The sequence below is a fragment of the Saccharopolyspora hattusasensis genome (genome assembly GCF_050972075.1).
Taxonomy (GTDB): Bacteria; Actinomycetota; Actinomycetes; order Mycobacteriales; family Pseudonocardiaceae; genus Saccharopolyspora; species Saccharopolyspora hattusasensis.
This window is the reverse complement of the sequence record NZ_JBPCDC010000001.1, coordinates 1949188-1966214: the sequence shown is the minus strand read 5'-3', so window position 1 is coordinate 1966214 and position 17027 is coordinate 1949188. Positions and strand designations below refer to the sequence as shown.

Here is a 17027-nt window from a genome sequence, read left to right as displayed (position 1 = left end):
ATTGGCCGCTGAAATGGAAAAGGCCGAGGAATCGCCGCAATGGCCGAAAGAGGACCCCGACAAGGCTCCGGACTGAGCGCTGACCTCCAGTCCACCCGTCCTGCAGCAGGTGCGTCTGAGGGGCCGGCAATGCCGCAGTCGTCTCTTCTGTTCGTCTTCCTGGGCATCGCCGCCCTGGTGGTGCTCGGCATCGCCGGCGTGATCCGGCTGCTCAGCAGCGGCGGAGATCCCGCTCCGGAACATCGAGGTCCGCACCAGCGCGGCACGCCGCCGTGTGATCGCCCTCTCGGCGCTGTGACCAACAGCCGGAAACCCCTGCCACACCAGCCCGGCAAGTAGCCGGACGATCCCACTCTCCGGGGGCGCCTTCCTCTGGGAAGACGCCCCCGTTTTCGTCATGTCTGGAGCCCATTCCTCATGCTCACCGCGACCGAAATCCTCGCGGCCGCCGCCTCAGCGGCGACTGTGCTCGCGGTCGTGCAAACCGTCCGCCTACACCACACCCGCGACGACCTCGCTGTCGCCGAATGGGCACTGCGCATCGACCCGACCACCCAGGTGCCGAACCGCCTCGGGCTGACCGTCATGCAAGTGGCCGAAGGCGACTTCTGACCAGCAGACCCGGTCCGAACAACCGATGAGGCATGGGGAGCAGGACAGCAGCACAGCTGTTGCAAAGTGCCGGCGCGTTCGAGGGCAGGGTGGATACCGGTGAGCAGGCCGCGGGTGCGGTTGCTGATTCGGGTGGCCTCGACGGCCAGGTCGCCGTCGAATCCGATCAGCACGCCGAGCTCGGCCAGGGTCGAGGAACCATGTCGCATTGGCGTGCTAGCGCAGACAGATCGAGATCGAATCCCGGCATCCTCCGCCACCGTGGTAATGGGTGCCGGGGTTTCGTCTCCTTTGAGGTAGCGAATCAGCACAGCTGATCCGGACTGGCTGGTGAAAGAACATCTTTTCTCTTGCCAAGGAAGAGAGCAAGCCGTGGGCAACCACGGCGAATGCCTGGGCCGCCACGTACGAGCGCTGCTGCGCCCCATTCGTTCGCCGGCGTCGGGCGCCGGGCGATAAAGCCGGACTACATCCTGCCGGAAACGTTCAGCCTGGACGACATCGGCGGAGGGCCGGGCGTGAGCTACGGCGTGAAACTGCTGGACAACGAAGACAAGGCCAACGGAGTGATCAAGGGAAGTACAAAAGAGTTTTCAGCGAGCAAGGTCTGATCAAACGCGGACCTAAATAAGCAGAGACGAAGCCGCGCTGTCCCGCCAAGAACTGACGCGGCCCCGCCTCTTCATCACCTACTTCAAGGAAGCAGGTATCCGCATTATGCCATATGCCTCTCCAGATAGCCCCGGCGTGCACATTCTTACCTACGACCTGCGGGGAACTGTTATCTCCACGGGAGCGCCGAAGCCCTGCCGGGTCACCGGCTTGGTGACCCACACGCACATGTTCCTGGCAGGCCTGGCGCGTCGTTACCCGAACGCGCGGGTGGCGGTCACTCAGACCGGGGCCAAGAACACTGGCGCGTACGAGCTCCGCACTCCTGAAGGTCAGGTCGTACTGGCTCAGGGAATCCGCACCGGGTTCCCCGAGTACTTGCGGTCCGCTGACGGGGGCAAGAACCCGGAGCGCGTCCGGGAGTTCTACGAAAGTCGTATCAACGAGGCTGACAATCCGGTCTATCTCTCGCTCGCGCGGCAGTACGCGCAAGCCGTTCTCCGGGCTGGCATCCCGACACTGCTCGCTCAGAACACCAACCCGATTGTCGGCGTGCTCAAAGCCGACGAATTCGGGTTCCTGGACAGTACGGACTGCATGCACATGACAGCCGTGGTGCACGATACGGCGGATATGGAGCGGCGGTTCGCGTACATCCGCGACCGCATGGAGCAGACACGGATCACGGTGAACCTGATCGCCGTCTCCGACGCAGTCCGGCGCTATCTGGTCGAGCAGATAGGAATCCCGCCGCACCGGATCCGAACCGTGCGCAATGGGATCGACGATATTGGATTCCTGCAGACTGTCGAGTCCGCCCGTCGGGCCGATGTGTTCGCTCGTGTGCGCGAACGTAATGCGCTGCCCAGCACCGGCCGAATGATCCTGATGTCGGCGCGTCGCGTGGCTTGGAAAGGCCAGGCCGACGTTCTTGACGCAGTGGCGAGGCTGGTCTCGCGTGGCCAGCGTGAGTTCTACGTCGCGTTCAACGGCGCGGGACTCACAGACACACGCGAAGGCTGGTACGAGGGGTATCTCCGTCAGCGCATCAAGGACCTCGGTCTCGAAGGGACCGCGTTCCTCCTGGACGAGCTGGACAACGACCAGTTCGAGCTGGCCGCCTGCTATGGGCAGGCGTACGCGGCAGTGCACCCGTCCCGGCAGCCCGAGCCGTTCGGCTACACCAACATCGAAGCGATGCTGGCAGGCGTCCCGCTGATTACAACGGCGCACGGAGCACCGTTGGAATACATCACCCCGGGCGAATCCGGGCGGCTGGTTCCCCCGGAGAACCCGGCAGCTATCGCCGAAGCGCTCGGACAGCTGCTCAACGATCCGCAGCTGCACTCGCGCCTGGCTGATGGCGGCTACGCCAGTGCCACTCGTTTCGGGTTGGACGCGATGTTCGAGGGCTACGACCAGGCGATCCGAGCGCACTTTCCCTGCCGGTCCTGCCACTACTGAGTAACCCCGGGGGCTCTTGCCGGAGCGAGAGCCCCCGGCCCTCCCTTTTAAACGCCATCTTCCTATTTTCGGAGTGAAAATAAATGCCTAGCTGGCCTCGTTATGTGCAAATCGGCGAAGGCGTGCACTCGAAGGTTTTCCGGCGGGAGAACAGCACGTACGTGCTTCAGATTTTCAAGGAAGACGCGCCGGAACTGACGGTGGAGAAGTTGAACGCCGAGTATGTCTATCTGTGTCGGGCCTACTCGGCAATGCCGACCCTGATTCCCCGCCAGTGCCTCCGTCGTCCCTATGTTGGAGCCTCGCTCCAGGAATCGGTTCTGGTGAAGGACTACGTGCCGCACCGGACCGAGCTCGCTCTTACGACGGTCGACCCCGCGGAGCTAGATGCCACCACACGGCAGCAGATAGCCCAATTCTTGAGCATCACGCGGAACCTGCTGGCTGACACCAGCGCGGACCAGCCGTCGATGGTCCCTGACTTTATCGACCCCGACTGCGCGAACCTCGTTATAGATATCCGGACCGGGGATCTGAAGTTGATCGACACGAATAGACTGATCAGCACCAGGAAACCCGCGCGGCTGTACGCGGAAGGGCAAGTGCTAGACGTGACCGAAGACCGGAACTTCATCCACGGTTTGCTGTTCCGGAGGATGCTGTTCCTGGAGATGAAGTTCCTCGATCGGTCCCGGGATGACCTGATGCGGGATCCGGCATATGCGAGGTACCTGTCCCGGGCGGGTTTTGAGACGCTCTTCGCCGCGAGCGAGGCAGCAGGCGAGTCCCTGTAGGTGTCGAGGCAGTCCCCTACGTCTGCTGAAGATGGCTCCGATGACGCGTTTAGCAGCATGGACCACAGCACTGGCCACCGTGGCGGTAACCGGCGCCGCGGCCGCCGACATCGGTGCCTCCTTGTCAGTGTCCCCGGGCGGACGGGCCTTGGTCTCGGCCGAGACCAAGGCCCGTCCTGCCTGAGCACGAGATACGAGACGCTGGCGAGCTCCCCAATACGGCCAGCACATAGGCACAAAAGGGTATCCTGCACTCAAAGAATCCGTTCGCAATGCTCGCATGCTCAACGATAGGATCACAACATGTTGCGTATCGCTGTCCCTAATAAAGGGAGCCTAAATGCTCCCGCCTCTCAACTGCTCACCGAAGCAGGTTATCGTGTCCACCGAGAGAACAAGGCTCTCTTTGTTACCGACAATACGAACAATGTTCAGTTCGTCTTCCTCCGTCCTCGGGACATTGCCGTCCACGTCGGCTCGGGAGTGCTCGACGTTGGTATCACCGGCCAGGATCTTCTGGCAGCGTCAGGTACGGCGGAGACGACGACTGAACTGCTTCCCCTCGGGTTCGGTGCCTCGCAGTTCTACTTCGCCGCCCCGGTACAGGCTTTCGGCTCTGTGATGGATCTGGATGGTAAGCGGGTCGCGACGTCGTTTCCGGCGCTGCTGGAGGCTGCAACGTCCAGGATCGGGATCAAGGTTGAACCGGTCGAGCTTGAAGGTGCCGTGGAGACCGCAGTCGAGCTCGGTCTGGCGGACGCGATCGCCGATGTCGTGGAAACCGGTGCCTCACTTCGCGCGGCAAATCTGGCGACGATTGGTGGTTCGATTCTGCGATCAGAAGCTGTGCTGGTCCGTGGCAGCTCTAGTGCATTGTCGCCGGAACGAGAGCAAGCGATCAGCGTCCTGGTCCGCCGGCTCCACGGTGTCTTGATTGCACGTGAGTACGTCATGATGGACTACAACTGTCCCGCTCCGGCTTTGCAGAAGGCACGGGAGATCACGCCCGGCATGGAAGCGCCCACAGTGTCTCGCCTAGATGAAGACGGCTGGTTCGCCGTGCGCGCGATGGTTCTACGCAAACAGGCCCAGGCTGTAATGGATGCGTTGTGGGACACAGGAGCACGGGCGATCCTGGTAACGCCCCTGGAGGCATGCCGCCTCTGAGCCCAACGTGAACATGATGGTGCCCCCTCTTTGGCCGCTTCGGAGTGGGGCATCATCATGTTCGCCGATTCCCGCGACGTTCACGTCGACGCCCGCTGCCGATGCGGCTGTGGGCCTCGGCGCGATCAGCCCGTCGGCGGCCGGTGTGCTCGCCGCGATCATTCTGGTCCTCATTTCATGCGATCTCCCTTTGAGCGCAGTGAGACAGAGCTGCACTCCTGGACCCGCGACGTGTGGGCCGACCTCTGGGGAGAGGCCAGCCGGATCACGCCGAAACCGAGCACTTCCACACCGGAACGCTGAAGAGCCTCGGTCCTAATTGGACGCGCACGGACTACGCCATGGCCATCCAGTCGGCCATGTCTCCCACCACGGCTCACCTGCGACCGTACCTGTTCATGCTCCTCGACGGCCGCGACCCGAAGCCCGCGACCCTCAAGAGCCTCAGTCCCCGCGGCGATCTGCGCGCCCGCACGGTTACCAAAGACGTGGCCTGAATAAGTCTTTCGCTTCTCTACACCAGTTCCAACCCCGGGACCGGCGCAACCCGTTTCGGTCTGATTGCCGAGGCCTGCAACTGCAACGGGAGCCAGTGCATCAGGGTTCAGCGTCCATGCCATCTGTGCGGGGAGCAGCACTACCTGATGCCCGTGTCCCCCGAAGAGTTCGCTGTGCTTATCCCGGAATTTTGAAGAATCCGAGGGGTCCAGAGATGAAGATCGAGTTCGTGTTCCCCAAGTTCACGCACACCGTGGACATGGCGGTCCTCCCACCACCGGGGACCTTCATCAAGTCTGACCTGATCGGCGACTCGGAAAGCGACGGCTACTTCGTCCTCGACGGGCCGCCGATCCTGGTCTTCCCGGAAGAAGACCTCCCTCACTACTTGTATGTCTTGAAGCGAGCCGAGTAGGAGTCATCACCATGACCAATGACCACGACAACAAGCTACGAACCTGTCCGTGCCGGAAGCTGTTGCTGGACTCCGCTTGTCAGCGACGATAGATCACTCAATGTAACGAAAGGGAGCCCTTGATGGACAAGAACTAACGTCGCAAAAATGTGTCTTTCAAGGGCTCCCTGTCCACCGCCAACTCAGAACTGGGGCACTGGATGCAAGAGCGCCGCAGGGTCAGCGCCGCCGACCGGCACACTCCGTAGCCCCACAAGGACCCGCGACGGCCTCCGACGTGCCCAGCCCCAACGAGCACCTGTAGGGCCTCGACGATCACGTCCACCGGGTCCACCGGCGACGGCTCGACACGGAAGTGCACAAGGCCAAGAACCAGTACCTGAACCGCTTACCGCGTACTGACGGAAGAAGACGTCCGATGAGCACCAACGACCAGAACCCCGCGACACCCGGCCCCGAGATCGTCCTCTCGGAGTACCGCGTCCTTCCGGCCGGCTACGTCGAGACCGAGCTCGTGGGCAAGCACCGCTTCGAGCTCCAGGTCGCCTGGCGCAGCAGGACCACGAGACAGGGGAGGACCTCTGGGCCGTTTTCCACGAGGACCTGTGCCTCTCCGCCGACGGGACATGGGAATACGAGCCGAGGACTTCAGTCCGGGACGACGACAGAACGAGACGTCGCCGGTTCAGCTGTGAAGAAGCCCTCCGCCGGGCCGTCGCCGTCGTCGACACCATCGCGATCAACGGCCGCACCCTCGCTGAGTGGGACAAGCGCATCGCATCGACCTGACCGTGGCACCGGAACCTAGGCGTGCGCTCTCCTCCGGTGCCTTCGGGTCGGCATGGCCGACCCGGTCGAGGAGGGGGATCAGCGCAGCTGATCCGGAGCACGGCGTGACAGATCATCCTGCCGCCCCAGGAGGACGACATGAGCACCATAGCCGCATCCGTACAGGACACGCTGCCCTTCGACTTCGGGGGCGTCGCCGAGCCCGTCTACGACGAGGCGGCCCGCCGGGCCGACCGCGAGCTGTACCAGCGCTACTTCAAAGCCTGGTGCGGATCGTTCGGGAACCTGGAGAACGAATCTGCGGGGCACCCGGAGATCTCCTTCGAGGAGTTCCGGGCCGCGGCCGACCGCCTGGCCATTCGAGCAGACCGATCGGGTCGTCGTCGAGCAGCGCGATGCCGCTCCTGGGCGGGCGACGGGTGACGCTGCGCCCGGACTGGGACTCGGGGCCCGGGTCTAGGCGATGCAGAAGGTACTCGCCGCGAAGTTCGTCGTCCCCGAGCTGGCCGCGCGACTGGACGGCACCGGCAACCTCAGGCTCGTCGAGACCAATCACTGGCACGACCAGTTCTGGGGGTGACTCCCGCTGCGGCCGGGCAGCATGCAAGCGACCCGGCCGGAACTACCTGGGCCGCTACCTGATGGAACTGCGCTCCGAACTCTTCGGCGTCGCTGCGCGATGCGCTGCGCGCACCCCTGCCTCAGCAGCCACGCCCTGATCTGCCGGTCGCAGATCGACAGCCCCTCAGGCACAAGACCCGTCAATTGAGATCGGGCACTGTGGGTGGTGAAGCGAGCGGGCTGTCGGTACTCCGAAATTACGTTCCCAGGAGAACAGGAAAAAATGCACATCGATCCCGCCGCATTGCACGACATCCTCGATCTCGACGAGACCACCGGCGAAGAAGAGATCGTCGACAAGCATTTCCCATCCCACCCGGCGAACTTGCCGACGGAGAGGACCTGCACCGCCTCCTGATGGCGCCTACCGCGGACGACGTCGTAGGCCACGCTCGCCGACTCCGCGCGGTCTACCAGTCCCTAACCAGCCGCGACACGCGTTTCCTCGACCGCGCGCTAACGGTACGCGTCGCGGACGACGACACCGACGAGGGCTTGTCACGGCTGACGCTGCGGTCCGAGGGCGGGCAGTTCGGCTCGCGGGAATGGGCGGTCGCGGTAGAGTTTCGGCTGGACCGCTCGCCTTTCTGGGACTACCCGGTCCAGCGAGACGACTGGCGCCGCCTCACTCGAGGCTTCGGCGCCGAGCGCGTCATCGTATCAACCTGGTCGCAGGCCGACCAGAGAACGTACCGCTACGCCCTTGAGCGCTGCACGTACACCCGCGACTACGACCTGTGGGCGCAGGTGTTCACCCGCGCCGCGTTCGAAGCACTGCTGCACATGTCGCTGGCGCAGACGCTGCTCGACTGACCCCGCCGCGCACCCTGAAATCCCAGCACTGACCTGGCCCGACGCACAGGCCCGTGTGCCGGGCCTTCTGCTCTGTCCGAGCCCCGCAGGAGGCCACGCGGGCATCTTCGCCGCCACCAGCGCCGCCGAGATCAACGCGAGCTGGAGCGTCCGCTACGAATATCACCTTATGTCGGGTCTGGGACCGGTGGTGAACCCGGTACCCCGCAGAGCGGGGTCGGCCTGGTCGTCTCCCGATCACGGCGGCCGCGGCGCCGCACCGCGGAGACTTGTTCGTCCCGATCACCGTCACCGGTCAAGACGGGCGGCCGGTCGGTTGCAGCGGACTCACCCGGATCCGATGACGCCGCATCGCGAACCGTGATAGCGTGATCACCGTCAGTCGCGGCAGCTTATGCAGCTGGACTGGTCGTGATCACATTGCAAAACGGCTGGACGGGCCGTGTCCCCCGGAGATCGAACCGTCCTGAATCTCCGGGGCCCCATTGCGGCAACTCGATTCGGGCTCCGGCCGCACCACGGTGCACCGGAGCCCTTCGCGTAATCGACGCAAACGAATACGGACCTCGCCACGCGGTTGCTGGCGACGGAAAATGCCCGGCTGATCGAGGGAAACACCTGACTACAACCAGTTCTGGGGCTCGTGCTACTGCGACACCTATGACCAGGTGCCCGGCCAGAACATGCTGAGCGAGCTGCTCATGGCACTCCGGACCCAGCGGCGCATGATCGCCAGCGTCGAGCTCTGAAGACTCGCCTCGTCCCGTGACGACGAAGACCTCCCCGGTACAGCATCGCGCTGTCGCCGGGGAGGTTTCTTTTTTCTCGGGCTCTGCGCTCTACGGCAGCGTCCCCGCGGGCATCGAGTACACCCGCGAGAAGTCGACGTCACCGGAGAGGATCCCGCCGAGCAGGAACACCAGCGCCGACACGCCGATGACGCCAACGGCAAAGACAGTCTGCCGATCCTCATACAGCTGCTTGAGCCGCGCCACAAGGCCCAATGGCTTCTCGTCGGTCTCCGTCGGGTCTTGGTCGGGCCGATCCTTGGTCTCATTGCTCTCGGTCATGGCTCTGTTCCCTCCTAGGTACAGCCTGTGATCTCGTGGTGGTCGCTCGCGGGGCTGATGCTGGACCGATGCAGGGCTCGTTCTGGTGTGACCAAATCCCGTCACAGCCCTGACTTCAGCGGCACGATGATGTCGCCGACCATGAGCACAACGCTCATCGACAGCAGCGCGAAGCCGAGCATGTAGGCAATCGGCAGCTGCCTAGCGACGTTCACGTGCCCCGGGTCCGGGCGCCGGAGCACCTGGGCCAGCCAGCGGCGGATGCCTTCCCAGGCGGCCCCGGCGATGTGACCGCCGTCCAGCGGCAGCAGCGGGATGAGGTTGAAGACCCCGATGAAAAGGTTGAACGAGCCGACGATCAGCCCGAGCAGCGTCGCCTTGCCGCCGGCGTCGAGGCCCTGAACGGTTGACGAGGCGACCTCGCCGGCGATCCGGGATCCGCCGATGACCGACATGGGCCCGTCCTGGGCGCGCTCGTCCTGGCCGAAGATGGCCTCGGCGACGTTGTACACGCGGGCGGGAAGGTCTATGACCGACGACACCGCGTGTGCTGTCATCTCGCCCATGCGCAGCATCGTGAAGAGCGGACCGTGGCGCGTGACGACCTCGTGCGACTCCGGCTCGACGCCGAGAAAGCCGACGGTCCCGTACTTGCCGGTGCCCTCGATGTCCCGCGGCATGGCGACCGTGCGCGTCGGCTGCAGGATCACCCGCTGGTCGTCGCGCATAATCTCGAGTTTCATGCTCCCGTCGCCGTTGGAGTGGATGAGATCCGAGAGCTGCGCCCACGAGGTCACCGCCTGCTCGTTGAAGGCGACGATCTGGTCCCCGGACTGAAGCCCTGCGGCGCGCGCGGGGGAGAGCTGGTCGCCTTCCTCGCACACGACCCGGTTCTCGGTCTCGGGGATGACGCAGTCGGAGACCACGGCGACCACCGCCCGCCCAGTCGGCTCGGTGGAGTGCACACCGTAGAGGCCGTAGACGCCTAGGAGGCACGCGAACGCCAGGGCGATGTTCACGCCCGGGCCCGCGAGCATCACGAGGATCTTCTTCGTCGCGGGGAGTTTGTAGAACAGACGTTCGGAGTCCCCAGGCTCGACGAGCTCGAACTCGGCAGCCCGGGTCTGCGAGATCATCTGGGCGAAGAGGCCGGTGTTGGACTTGCGCAGCGTGAGCGGCGCGTCCTCGGTCGCGTTCGCGGCCGCCGCGATGACCTCGCTCGGCTCGCCGTCCCGCTCCTGTGCCGGCGCGGGCTTTTCGCCGCGGGAGATCCGCTTCTCGCGATCCGTCTCCGGCGGGAACATCCCGATGATCTTCACGTACCCGCCGAGAGGGATCAGCTTGACTCCGTACTCGGTTTCGCCGCGCTTCCACGAGAAGAGCGTCGGCCCGAAGCCGACCATGTACTGGCTGACCCGGCACCCGAACTTCTTCGCGTAGTAGAGGTGCCCGAGCTCGTGCAGCGCGATCGAGAGGAAGATCGCGACGAGGAAGATCGCCACACCCAGCGCATACAGCAGGACCGCCATCATCGGCCGGCCCCCATCTCGCGTTCGTCGTCATTCCGCGGTTCGTAGTGCGTGGCCGCCCGAAATGCCTCCAGCTGCCGCTGGCGGATGGCCGTCGAGTCCTCAGCCTGCGCAGGGGCGGTGAACTTATCTATCACCTGCGACGCCAGACCGGCGCCCTCCAAGCCATCGCCAAGAGAACGGGCGAAGTCCTCCGACTCCATCTCCAGTGCGCCCAGCACCCTCGGGTCCGTCGTCCGTGTGACTCGTCGCGCCATGGCCTGACCTCATCTCTGTCCCGTCGTGCTCATACTTCACTCGTCAATTGAATTCGTATAGGTGCATTCTCCCATGTTGGGTAGAATTCGAATAGATGCAAGAGAGCCAATCGACAGATCAGCACTGGTCTGTCGACTGGCTCGGGCTCTCAGTTCTGGTCGACCTTCACATCCATCACACCACCGCGGCCTAGCTGCGCTCACCCGTGGGCTTCGCGTTCTGCGCGACGGTATCCGCCGCGAGGTACAGACCCTCGCGGTTCAAGTGCCGCGAGTAGGCCGCGTCCAGGTAGAGCACGGGGATCCCGCCGGCGGCCTTCTGCAGGACCGGGCGCAGGATCTCCTTGATTGGGCCCGATCCGCCGCCGTAGACGTAGACCACCTCGGTGGTGCCACCGACCTCGGCCAGCACATCCTCGAAGCGCGAGCCGACCTCGTCGCAGAGGTACTCGGCTTCCTCGGAAACAAAGCCTGAGGCCCGGTCGTAGCGGCCCTGCAGGAACACGCTCGGCTCCTGCTGCAGGAAGTCCGCCAGCGTCTTGCGGTTCTTGAACCGCAGGTCCTTGTCGCCGCTGGTGCTCATGCGGTCCAGCGCGTTCGTCAGCGCGGTGCCGTAGCCCTGCTCAAGGGTCCCGGCCGCCTCGGAGTTGAACGCTCCGTCGGTGAAGACGGAAAAGTTCACGGTACCTTCGCCGACGTCGACGCCGATCGTGTTGCGCACGCCGACCAGCAGCTCGGCGGTGACGCCCGAGAGCTTCGCGGCCTCCTCGGGATCGCTCGCGGTGAGGTCATCGAGCAGGGCCTGCGCCAGCGGCGCGCCCTTGTCGGTGATCGCGAACTGCGCGGACGCGCCCTCGGGCAGCACCTGCACGTCCTCGAACTGCAGGCGCACGGTGACCGGCGTCGAGAAATTCTTGATCGTCACTATGTGCACCACGGGATCCACCGCGCCGAGACGGCCGACGAACTGCGCGGCGAAGGCGTGGCGGCGCTGTACGTACTCATCGATGGGCAGAGCCAGACCGGTGCGCACCGTGGCACGCAGCTCGTGGTCCGGTAGCGCGCCGTGCTCGCGCACGTGGTCGCGCAGGGCCTTCGCGGCGAAAACGCCCAGAACGAGCACAAAGGAGAGCTCCTGGTCGGCCTTGGATCGCGCGCCCAAGACCTCGAACTGCGTGAACTTCGAGCCCGGGGTGCTCAGCGCCGCGCGGCCGAAAGTGCGCAGATCGGAGTGCCCCACCAGCGGAGTGGTGAAGGAGGCGGCAAGGCGGTTGTAGAAGTCGTCCTCGACGACGATCTTCCGCGCATCCGAGTCGGCCTCGGGCACCTTCGGCGTCGAGCGCGAGGTGCTCACCACCGCCGACGGCAGGTCGATCGTGTCGAAGATCTCCTCGCCGTTCACCGCACCGCGGATGACGCCCTTGACATAGCCGTTGCCGACGTCGATGCCACCGGTGAGCTGCATGGTCTTCTCCGCAGTGCTGCTGTTGCTCATGGTTCGTGTGTCCCTCTCTGGTCAGGAAGTCGTGAAATCAGTGGGTGCAGATCGTCAGGTGAGAAAGGCGTTCAACCCAGGGGGAACGCCCTTCTTCTCAGGGCGCGGGGAGTGCTGCGCGGGCTCGGGGGTCGCCTCGGACGGAGCGTCGGACTCCTCATCCGCCGGGCTCATGTCGGCCTCGAGCGCGGACTCCTCCGCGATGGGGGAGCTCTCCTCGTGATCGAGCAGCACGCGGCCAGGATCGATCCCGGTCGCCGCCTCCTTGCCCTGCGTCACGCCGTCGCTCTGTGGCGGCCGGCCGCGCCGGGGGAGCTGCTCGACGGGGCGGTTGACCACGTCGATGTACCCGTCGCGCTGGATGGACTCGCGGATCAGCAGTTGCAGCGAGCGCGAGATGTTCTCTTGCTCGTCGAGCCACCTGTTCGTCGAGATGTCCGCGGCCGGGACGCTCCAGCGCAGACGGCGCGGCTCATTCGATGTCGTCATCGCGCACACTCCCCTCGAACCGCCATGCGGATGAATGCGTTCTCAGTCATCGCGGACCGACCCCTCTTCCTGTTTGCTCCGGTCCTCTCGCACTCGGTGGACCTCTCGAACTCGTCTTCTGTTCTCTATCCTATGGCCTTTCAATGGTCTTGTGCAAGGACTAGTCAAGACCACCAATGGGCCACCATTGAATAGGGCATGAATCGCTGTCGCGCAGCGGTGGTCCGCCTTCGGTCTCGCTGCCACCACTGGCACCACTGGCAAGACCTTGAATGAGCCAGCGCACCAGAAGACGCTGGGCTGTCCGTCGTCTTGGCCCGAACCGGCACCGGACCCGAGACGTACCAGTCCGGGACCACGATCAGTCCAAGGGCTCATCCCCGGACCGGCAGCGGCCCGCGAAGAAGCACAGCAGCGCCGTAAGCAGGACCACGATCAGTCCACGAGCGAAACAGGTCCCGTCGCGGGCTTGGAGAAGACCAGCACAAGTCGCCCAATGGGCAAGCACGAGCCCCGACAAGCGCCAATAGCCTCCCAAGGGGGCCTGATCGGCCTGTCGAGACTCATTCGAGTCTTAGCTCTGGCTCTCTCTGTCCGCTATCTGGCCACGACGAGACAGGATCTGTCCGCGCTGGCACCACGATCAGTCCTGGAATACCAGCGCGGGCGGGGCCTATTTCACTGCCTTCGGGCCCCTCAGGAGCGCCCGCCGGCGGTGGAGTGAGCACCCAGGTCATGCCACCGGAGCAGCGTCGGTGCTCGGCTGCTGCAGTGTCGATGCCGCGGTTGCAGAGCAGGCGTCACCGACTCGTCGTGGGTTCGCAAGAAGAGCGGATGGAGACGAGGGCAGAGGGGGTGTTGACCCTCGCACACAGCGTGCATGCGAGGACTTTTCGTTCACAAGAACGTCCCCCTAGAGGAATCCCACGACGACTCGGCGAAGCTGGAGAAGCAGCGCTGGTCGGGTCCACGGGCAGCCGTGCGCTGACCCGGGCTCTTCTTCTTTTGATGCGTCCACGAGAGAGCGGCTCAGCCGTCGCGCGAGCGCGACATCAGGCACAGCCCAGAGCCGGATCGGGCACCGATGAAAGAGCGTAGAGCGCCCGCCTCGGACGCGGTGCGACAGATGCTGGCACGGCGACGCAGCGACGCCGGAGCACGTCGGTGCGACCAGTACGGCGCGACGATGCGACGACGGCGGCGGCCGCCTGCAGCAGTGCTGAAGCCGCAGAGTTATCCACAGCCTGAGCGACGCAGTCGCAAGAGAGGGGACCGCTGCGCGGCGACGGCTGAAGCACCTGCGGCAGCACACTGCACCGAAGTGCGATAGACCGGGCTGCGCCCGTCACCGCTGACGCGGACAACGGACCCGTACGGGGACCCGCTCGTGCCTCACGGGAGAGCAGAAGAGGCACCCGTACGGCGTTGCCACGGTCGGCAAAAAAGCTGTACAGCCACAAGGTGCTGAGACCAGTGGAAACGACATGCCCCGTACACCCGCTGCGCGGACAAGGAGGGGGTGTACGGGGCAAGGGTGTACAGGTCGTTTCCCCTGATGTTCCAGGCTTCCGCTAACGCTCCAGCCGTGGACCGGCGAAAAAGACGGCAAGAAGGAAAAGGGCATAAGGGAACCTGGCAACAGTGGTCCTGCGGACTCTCGCTTCGCTCGACCTCTCCGCTGGCGCTCCGAGGCACTGTTGGTCGGCATAGCCGACGGGTTCCCCACTCGCTGGAAATCTCGGTCGCTGACGCTCCCTCGGCATGCCCAGCGCTTCGCTTGAGAGAAAATGAGCCGCTGCGCTCGTCGCCGGGTATCCACAGGCAGACGCCCTTCGGGCGCACCGGCGAAACCATGGTGGAAATGACCGCCGAAACAGAGAAAGCGGCTCAGAGCCAGCGGAGCTGGCACGGGAGGAAACAGGCGTCGCCAAGCGATGTCGACGACTCCTGTCCGCTCCTCGATGACATAGCCGTGACCGAAGCTGCCACCCGATGTCGTCGAGCAATGCCGAAGGCTGTTCGCATGCCCGAATCCACCGAAGCACCGCGATCCGTCAAGACGGGACCACCAACCGCATCGCATCCCGCCCTGCCGTTGACGCCGACAGCGAAACACTCATCCACGAGGTCGCCTGACCCTTGTCTCTCCTGTACAGGCTGAAAGGAACTAGCAAATGCCCGAGAGCACCGCAGATGTTGCCGTGAACCGGTGGGGAGAGCCGGAATGCCCGGAGCCTGAGGAGTACCACCAGACTGTCATTGATCGGATGCGCCAGCAGGAAGCTGAACTGGACGAAATGCGGACGCGCATCGAAACAGCACTCGCGATCCGGCACGACTACATCGGCAATGGAGGAGACGCTGACGCTGTCGTACGAGCTATGACGGAAGCCTTGACAATCACCGCCGATTCCCGGTCCTGACTACGGGACACCCCCCAAACCCAACAAGGAGCCATGAACAACACCATCCCCGAACCGGCCGTTGAGCCGTTCTACTATAAGGTTTCCTGCCTCCCGCGGGATCACTCCAAGGCACACCTTGTCTCGCTTCAGGTGAGGTACTGGGGGAACGACAAGTGGAAGCCTCCTTTGAGGAACATGACCCGAGTACTGCGGCTTGGGATGCTGAGCACGTTTTCGACCTAGACACCGCGCTCTCGTTACCCAAGAAGCACGCCCAGGTTGTGTTGCGGAAGTACGTCACGGCTTAGGGCTACCGCAGCCTCGACCTGTCCACCGGTCGCCACGTGCCACCGCAGCCGGATCCTGGCCGAGTCGAGTCGTACGGCTTCGCTGGCGCTTCCTTGTCCGGACAGCATCCCGCGGCGATGACCGGCACTGGTTCACCGTCGTGACAGACCCGGGCGATCCTGTCTCGGCCATCGCTGTCGATTGGACGGCCCGGCAGTTCTACAACGCCGGCTGGACGGCGGCACCCACGGATCTCGCGTTCATCGCGTGCCTGCTGCTGTTCGACTGGCCCGGACGGTACCCACTCGGGATCGTTGCCTTCGAGTCCATGACTCCGCTGTCGAAATCATTTCCGAAATCATTCACTTGCTGTTGCCCGTTCTCTTGGGGTGGCCGGCCTGTTGTGTGGTGTCGCCCGATTCGGGTGATTGTGGTGGTTGTGTGGTGGTTCTCCTGGGGTGCGGTGCTCGTGGCTGGTAATCGTTCACGATTCCTGTCACGAGATCGGAGTGGGGAGAGTGCGGGCGTTCCTGGTGAGGCTGCCGTCCGGCGCGCGGTACTGGACGGTGCTGGATGAGGACCTGGTCGTGGTTGGCGAGGCGGACGTGTTCTTGCGGCATGTTCGGTTCGGCCGTGATGGCTCGGAGCTGACCACGAAGTCGTATGCCGGCGGGATCGCGTTGTTCCTGCGCTGGTGTGCCCGGACCGGGCGGCACTGGCATGCCGGGGTGGAGCATCTGGGACTGTTCATCATCTGGCTGCAGCACGCTGGCGCGCAGGCCAGCGGGGTTGATGCCGTCCCGGGTGGCGAGGTGGTCGTCGGGCCGGGGCGGGAGCCGGTGCGCGGCGCGCGGCGGGTGAATGCGGTGTTGTGTGCGGTGCGCGGTTTCGTGACGCATTCCGTGACCGTGGGGCTGGCCCCGGCGGGGCTGGTGCCGCTGTTGTATGAGGTGGCTGATGACCGGGACCTGCCCGAGTCCGCCCGCGGTGAGGACGACCGCATGACGTGGCGGATGCGGGCGCGGCATCGGTTGCGTGAGCCGGAAACGGTGGTGGATCGGGCCAGTGACGAGGAGATCGTCGCGCTGCTGCGGGCGTGCCGGTCGGCGCGGGACTGGCTGATCGTGTTGCTGATGGCTCGGGCGGGGTTGCGCCGTGGTGAGGTGTGCGGGTTGCGCCGCGGCGATGTGCATCTGCTGCCGGATTCGCGGTTGTTGGGGTGCAAGGTGGCCCGGGCGCATCTGCATGTGGTGCGCCGCGAGAACCCGAACGGGGCGTGGGCCAAGTCCCGCCGCGAGCGGGTGGTGCCGCTGGATTTCCTTGTTGTGCAGGCGTTTGACGTCTACGAGTTCGAGCGGATGGAGGTGCCGCAAGCCGCAGACAATGATCTCGTGTTTGTCAACCTGTTCCGTGAGCCGCTCGGCGCGCCGATGCGCCCGGACGCGATCAACGAGTTGATGGCCGCCTGCTCACGGCGGGCCGGGCTGGACCAGCCGGTCCGGCCGCACCAGCTCCGGCACGCGTTCGGGAGCAATGTCGCCGACGCCGGCGGCCGCCTGGACGAGATCGCCGAGCTGTTGGGGCATGCCGCGGTGTCCTCGTCGCAGGTGTACCTGCATCCCGACCCGGGTCGGCTGCGGGAGGCCGTCGAGCGTGTGCCCAGCCCGCGTGTGCAGCCGGGAGCCCTGCGGTGAACGCGGTTACGACGG

19 protein-coding genes and 1 pseudogene are annotated in these 17027 nt (G+C 64.7%); 14 read left to right on the top strand and 6 right to left on the bottom strand.

The features are described 5' to 3' along the window. Positions 1–129: 129 nt before the first annotated feature. Together ACRXBZ_RS08335 and ACRXBZ_RS08330 are read left to right on the top strand one after the other, a co-directional pair. The gene (locus tag ACRXBZ_RS08335) at positions 130–339 is read left to right on the top strand and encodes a hypothetical protein (RefSeq protein ID WP_433878572.1); all 210 of its coding nucleotides are present in this window, start codon (positions 130–132) and stop codon (positions 337–339) included. Positions 340–417: 78 nt separating this feature from the next. Further along, entirely contained in the window at positions 418–612 is a 195-nt protein-coding gene (locus tag ACRXBZ_RS08330) for a hypothetical protein (RefSeq protein WP_433884139.1), read from the top strand. A gap of 77 nt (positions 613–689) precedes the next feature. On the opposite strand, the pseudogene ACRXBZ_RS08325 reads toward ACRXBZ_RS08330, so the two are convergent. Continuing rightward, positions 690–812 (bottom strand): annotated as a pseudogene (locus ACRXBZ_RS08325) (IS110 family transposase); the annotation flags it as partial. A gap of 189 nt (positions 813–1001) precedes the next feature. Between ACRXBZ_RS08325 and ACRXBZ_RS08320 the strand changes: the two are divergent. The 10 genes from ACRXBZ_RS08320 to ACRXBZ_RS08275 all read left to right on the top strand — a co-directional run bounded on the left by ACRXBZ_RS08320 (position 1002) and on the right by ACRXBZ_RS08275 (position 7785). Further along, positions 1002–1223, top strand: coding sequence for a hypothetical protein (locus ACRXBZ_RS08320; protein ID WP_433878571.1), 222 nt, complete (start codon positions 1002–1004; stop codon positions 1221–1223). 136 nt (positions 1224–1359) lie between these two features. After that, positions 1360–2688, top strand: coding sequence for a glycosyltransferase family 4 protein (locus tag ACRXBZ_RS08315; RefSeq protein WP_433878570.1), 1329 nt, complete (start codon positions 1360–1362; stop codon positions 2686–2688). A gap of 122 nt (positions 2689–2810) precedes the next feature. Continuing rightward, entirely contained in the window at positions 2811–3482 is a 672-nt protein-coding gene (locus ACRXBZ_RS08310; RefSeq protein WP_433878569.1) for a hypothetical protein, read from the top strand. Between the two features lie 40 nt (positions 3483–3522). Further along, positions 3523–3666 (top strand): hypothetical protein, encoded by a 144-nt coding sequence (locus ACRXBZ_RS08305; protein ID WP_433878568.1) that lies wholly within the window; start codon positions 3523–3525, stop codon positions 3664–3666. Positions 3667–3785: 119 nt separating this feature from the next. Then, entirely contained in the window at positions 3786–4649 is an 864-nt protein-coding gene (hisG, locus tag ACRXBZ_RS08300; protein ID WP_433878567.1) for an ATP phosphoribosyltransferase, read from the top strand. A gap of 341 nt (positions 4650–4990) precedes the next feature. Continuing rightward, complete coding sequence (locus ACRXBZ_RS08295; RefSeq protein ID WP_433878566.1) at positions 4991–5146, top strand: hypothetical protein; 156 nt, start codon at positions 4991–4993, stop codon at positions 5144–5146. A 215-nt stretch (positions 5147–5361) separates the two neighbouring features. Then, positions 5362–5562 carry a hypothetical protein gene (locus ACRXBZ_RS08290; RefSeq protein WP_433878565.1) on the top strand — a complete coding sequence of 67 codons (201 nt, stop codon included), beginning with the start codon at positions 5362–5364 and terminating at the stop codon, positions 5560–5562. A gap of 927 nt (positions 5563–6489) precedes the next feature. Further along, positions 6490–6774 carry a hypothetical protein gene (locus ACRXBZ_RS08285; protein WP_433878564.1) on the top strand — a complete coding sequence of 95 codons (285 nt, stop codon included), beginning with the start codon at positions 6490–6492 and terminating at the stop codon, positions 6772–6774. Positions 6775–7195: 421 nt separating this feature from the next. Then, positions 7196–7330, top strand: coding sequence for a hypothetical protein (locus tag ACRXBZ_RS08280; RefSeq protein WP_433878563.1), 135 nt, complete (start codon positions 7196–7198; stop codon positions 7328–7330). Beyond that, the gene (locus tag ACRXBZ_RS08275) at positions 7330–7785 is read left to right on the top strand and encodes a hypothetical protein (RefSeq protein WP_433878562.1); all 456 of its coding nucleotides are present in this window, start codon (positions 7330–7332) and stop codon (positions 7783–7785) included. The genes ACRXBZ_RS08280 and ACRXBZ_RS08275 overlap by 1 nt, the downstream gene beginning before the upstream one ends. A gap of 839 nt (positions 7786–8624) precedes the next feature. Here the strand turns inward: ACRXBZ_RS08275 and ACRXBZ_RS08270 are convergent. The 5 genes from ACRXBZ_RS08270 to ACRXBZ_RS08250 all read right to left on the bottom strand — a co-directional run bounded on the left by ACRXBZ_RS08270 (position 8625) and on the right by ACRXBZ_RS08250 (position 12625). Then, positions 8625–8855, bottom strand: a complete 231-nt coding sequence (locus ACRXBZ_RS08270; RefSeq protein ID WP_433878561.1) for a hypothetical protein — start codon at positions 8853–8855, stop codon at positions 8625–8627. 101 nt (positions 8856–8956) lie between these two features. Next, positions 8957–10384: a M50 family metallopeptidase gene (locus ACRXBZ_RS08265; RefSeq protein ID WP_433878560.1), complete on the bottom strand. Its 1428-nt coding sequence runs from the start codon at positions 10382–10384 to the stop codon at positions 8957–8959. Further along, positions 10384–10641 (bottom strand): hypothetical protein, encoded by a 258-nt coding sequence (locus ACRXBZ_RS08260; RefSeq protein WP_433878559.1) that lies wholly within the window; start codon positions 10639–10641, stop codon positions 10384–10386. The genes ACRXBZ_RS08265 and ACRXBZ_RS08260 overlap by 1 nt, the downstream gene beginning before the upstream one ends. A 190-nt stretch (positions 10642–10831) precedes the next feature. Then, positions 10832–12136, bottom strand: coding sequence for a hypothetical protein (locus ACRXBZ_RS08255; RefSeq protein WP_433878558.1), 1305 nt, complete (start codon positions 12134–12136; stop codon positions 10832–10834). A gap of 54 nt (positions 12137–12190) precedes the next feature. Continuing rightward, positions 12191–12625: a hypothetical protein gene (locus ACRXBZ_RS08250; RefSeq protein WP_433878557.1), complete on the bottom strand. Its 435-nt coding sequence runs from the start codon at positions 12623–12625 to the stop codon at positions 12191–12193. Positions 12626–14799: 2174 nt separating this feature from the next. Here ACRXBZ_RS08250 and ACRXBZ_RS08245 point away from each other — a divergent pair. After that, the gene (locus ACRXBZ_RS08245; RefSeq protein ID WP_433878556.1) at positions 14800–15048 is read left to right on the top strand and encodes a hypothetical protein; all 249 of its coding nucleotides are present in this window, start codon (positions 14800–14802) and stop codon (positions 15046–15048) included. A 779-nt stretch (positions 15049–15827) separates the two neighbouring features. Then, a complete protein-coding gene (locus ACRXBZ_RS08240; protein WP_433878555.1) occupies positions 15828–17012 on the top strand; it encodes a tyrosine-type recombinase/integrase in 1185 nt (394 codons plus the stop codon). Positions 17013–17027: the final 15 nt, after the last annotated feature.

Bases quoted from the DNA above. Each gene is read 5' to 3' on its own strand.
- ACRXBZ_RS08335 (WP_433878572.1), top strand. From the start codon at position 130: ATGCCGCAGTCGTCTCTTCTGTTCGTCTTCCTGGGCATCGCCGCCCTG.
- ACRXBZ_RS08330 (WP_433884139.1), top strand. From the start codon at position 418: ATGCTCACCGCGACCGAAATCCTCGCGGCCGCCGCCTCAGCGGCGACT.
- ACRXBZ_RS08320 (WP_433878571.1), top strand. From the start codon at position 1,002: ATGCCTGGGCCGCCACGTACGAGCGCTGCTGCGCCCCATTCGTTCGCC.
- ACRXBZ_RS08305 (WP_433878568.1), top strand. From the start codon at position 3,523: ATGACGCGTTTAGCAGCATGGACCACAGCACTGGCCACCGTGGCGGTA.
- hisG (WP_433878567.1), top strand. From the start codon at position 3,786: ATGTTGCGTATCGCTGTCCCTAATAAAGGGAGCCTAAATGCTCCCGCC.
- ACRXBZ_RS08295 (WP_433878566.1), top strand. From the start codon at position 4,991: ATGGCCATCCAGTCGGCCATGTCTCCCACCACGGCTCACCTGCGACCG.
- ACRXBZ_RS08290 (WP_433878565.1), top strand. From the start codon at position 5,362: ATGAAGATCGAGTTCGTGTTCCCCAAGTTCACGCACACCGTGGACATG.
- ACRXBZ_RS08285 (WP_433878564.1), top strand. From the start codon at position 6,490: ATGAGCACCATAGCCGCATCCGTACAGGACACGCTGCCCTTCGACTTC.
- ACRXBZ_RS08280 (WP_433878563.1), top strand. From the start codon at position 7,196: ATGCACATCGATCCCGCCGCATTGCACGACATCCTCGATCTCGACGAG.
- ACRXBZ_RS08275 (WP_433878562.1), top strand. From the start codon at position 7,330: ATGGCGCCTACCGCGGACGACGTCGTAGGCCACGCTCGCCGACTCCGC.
- ACRXBZ_RS08270 (WP_433878561.1), bottom strand. From the start codon at position 8,855: ATGACCGAGAGCAATGAGACCAAGGATCGGCCCGACCAAGACCCGACG.
- ACRXBZ_RS08265 (WP_433878560.1), bottom strand. From the start codon at position 10,384: ATGGCGGTCCTGCTGTATGCGCTGGGTGTGGCGATCTTCCTCGTCGCG.
- ACRXBZ_RS08260 (WP_433878559.1), bottom strand. From the start codon at position 10,641: ATGGCGCGACGAGTCACACGGACGACGGACCCGAGGGTGCTGGGCGCA.
- ACRXBZ_RS08255 (WP_433878558.1), bottom strand. From the start codon at position 12,136: ATGAGCAACAGCAGCACTGCGGAGAAGACCATGCAGCTCACCGGTGGC.
- ACRXBZ_RS08250 (WP_433878557.1), bottom strand. From the start codon at position 12,625: ATGACGACATCGAATGAGCCGCGCCGTCTGCGCTGGAGCGTCCCGGCC.
- ACRXBZ_RS08245 (WP_433878556.1), top strand. From the start codon at position 14,800: ATGCCCGAGAGCACCGCAGATGTTGCCGTGAACCGGTGGGGAGAGCCG.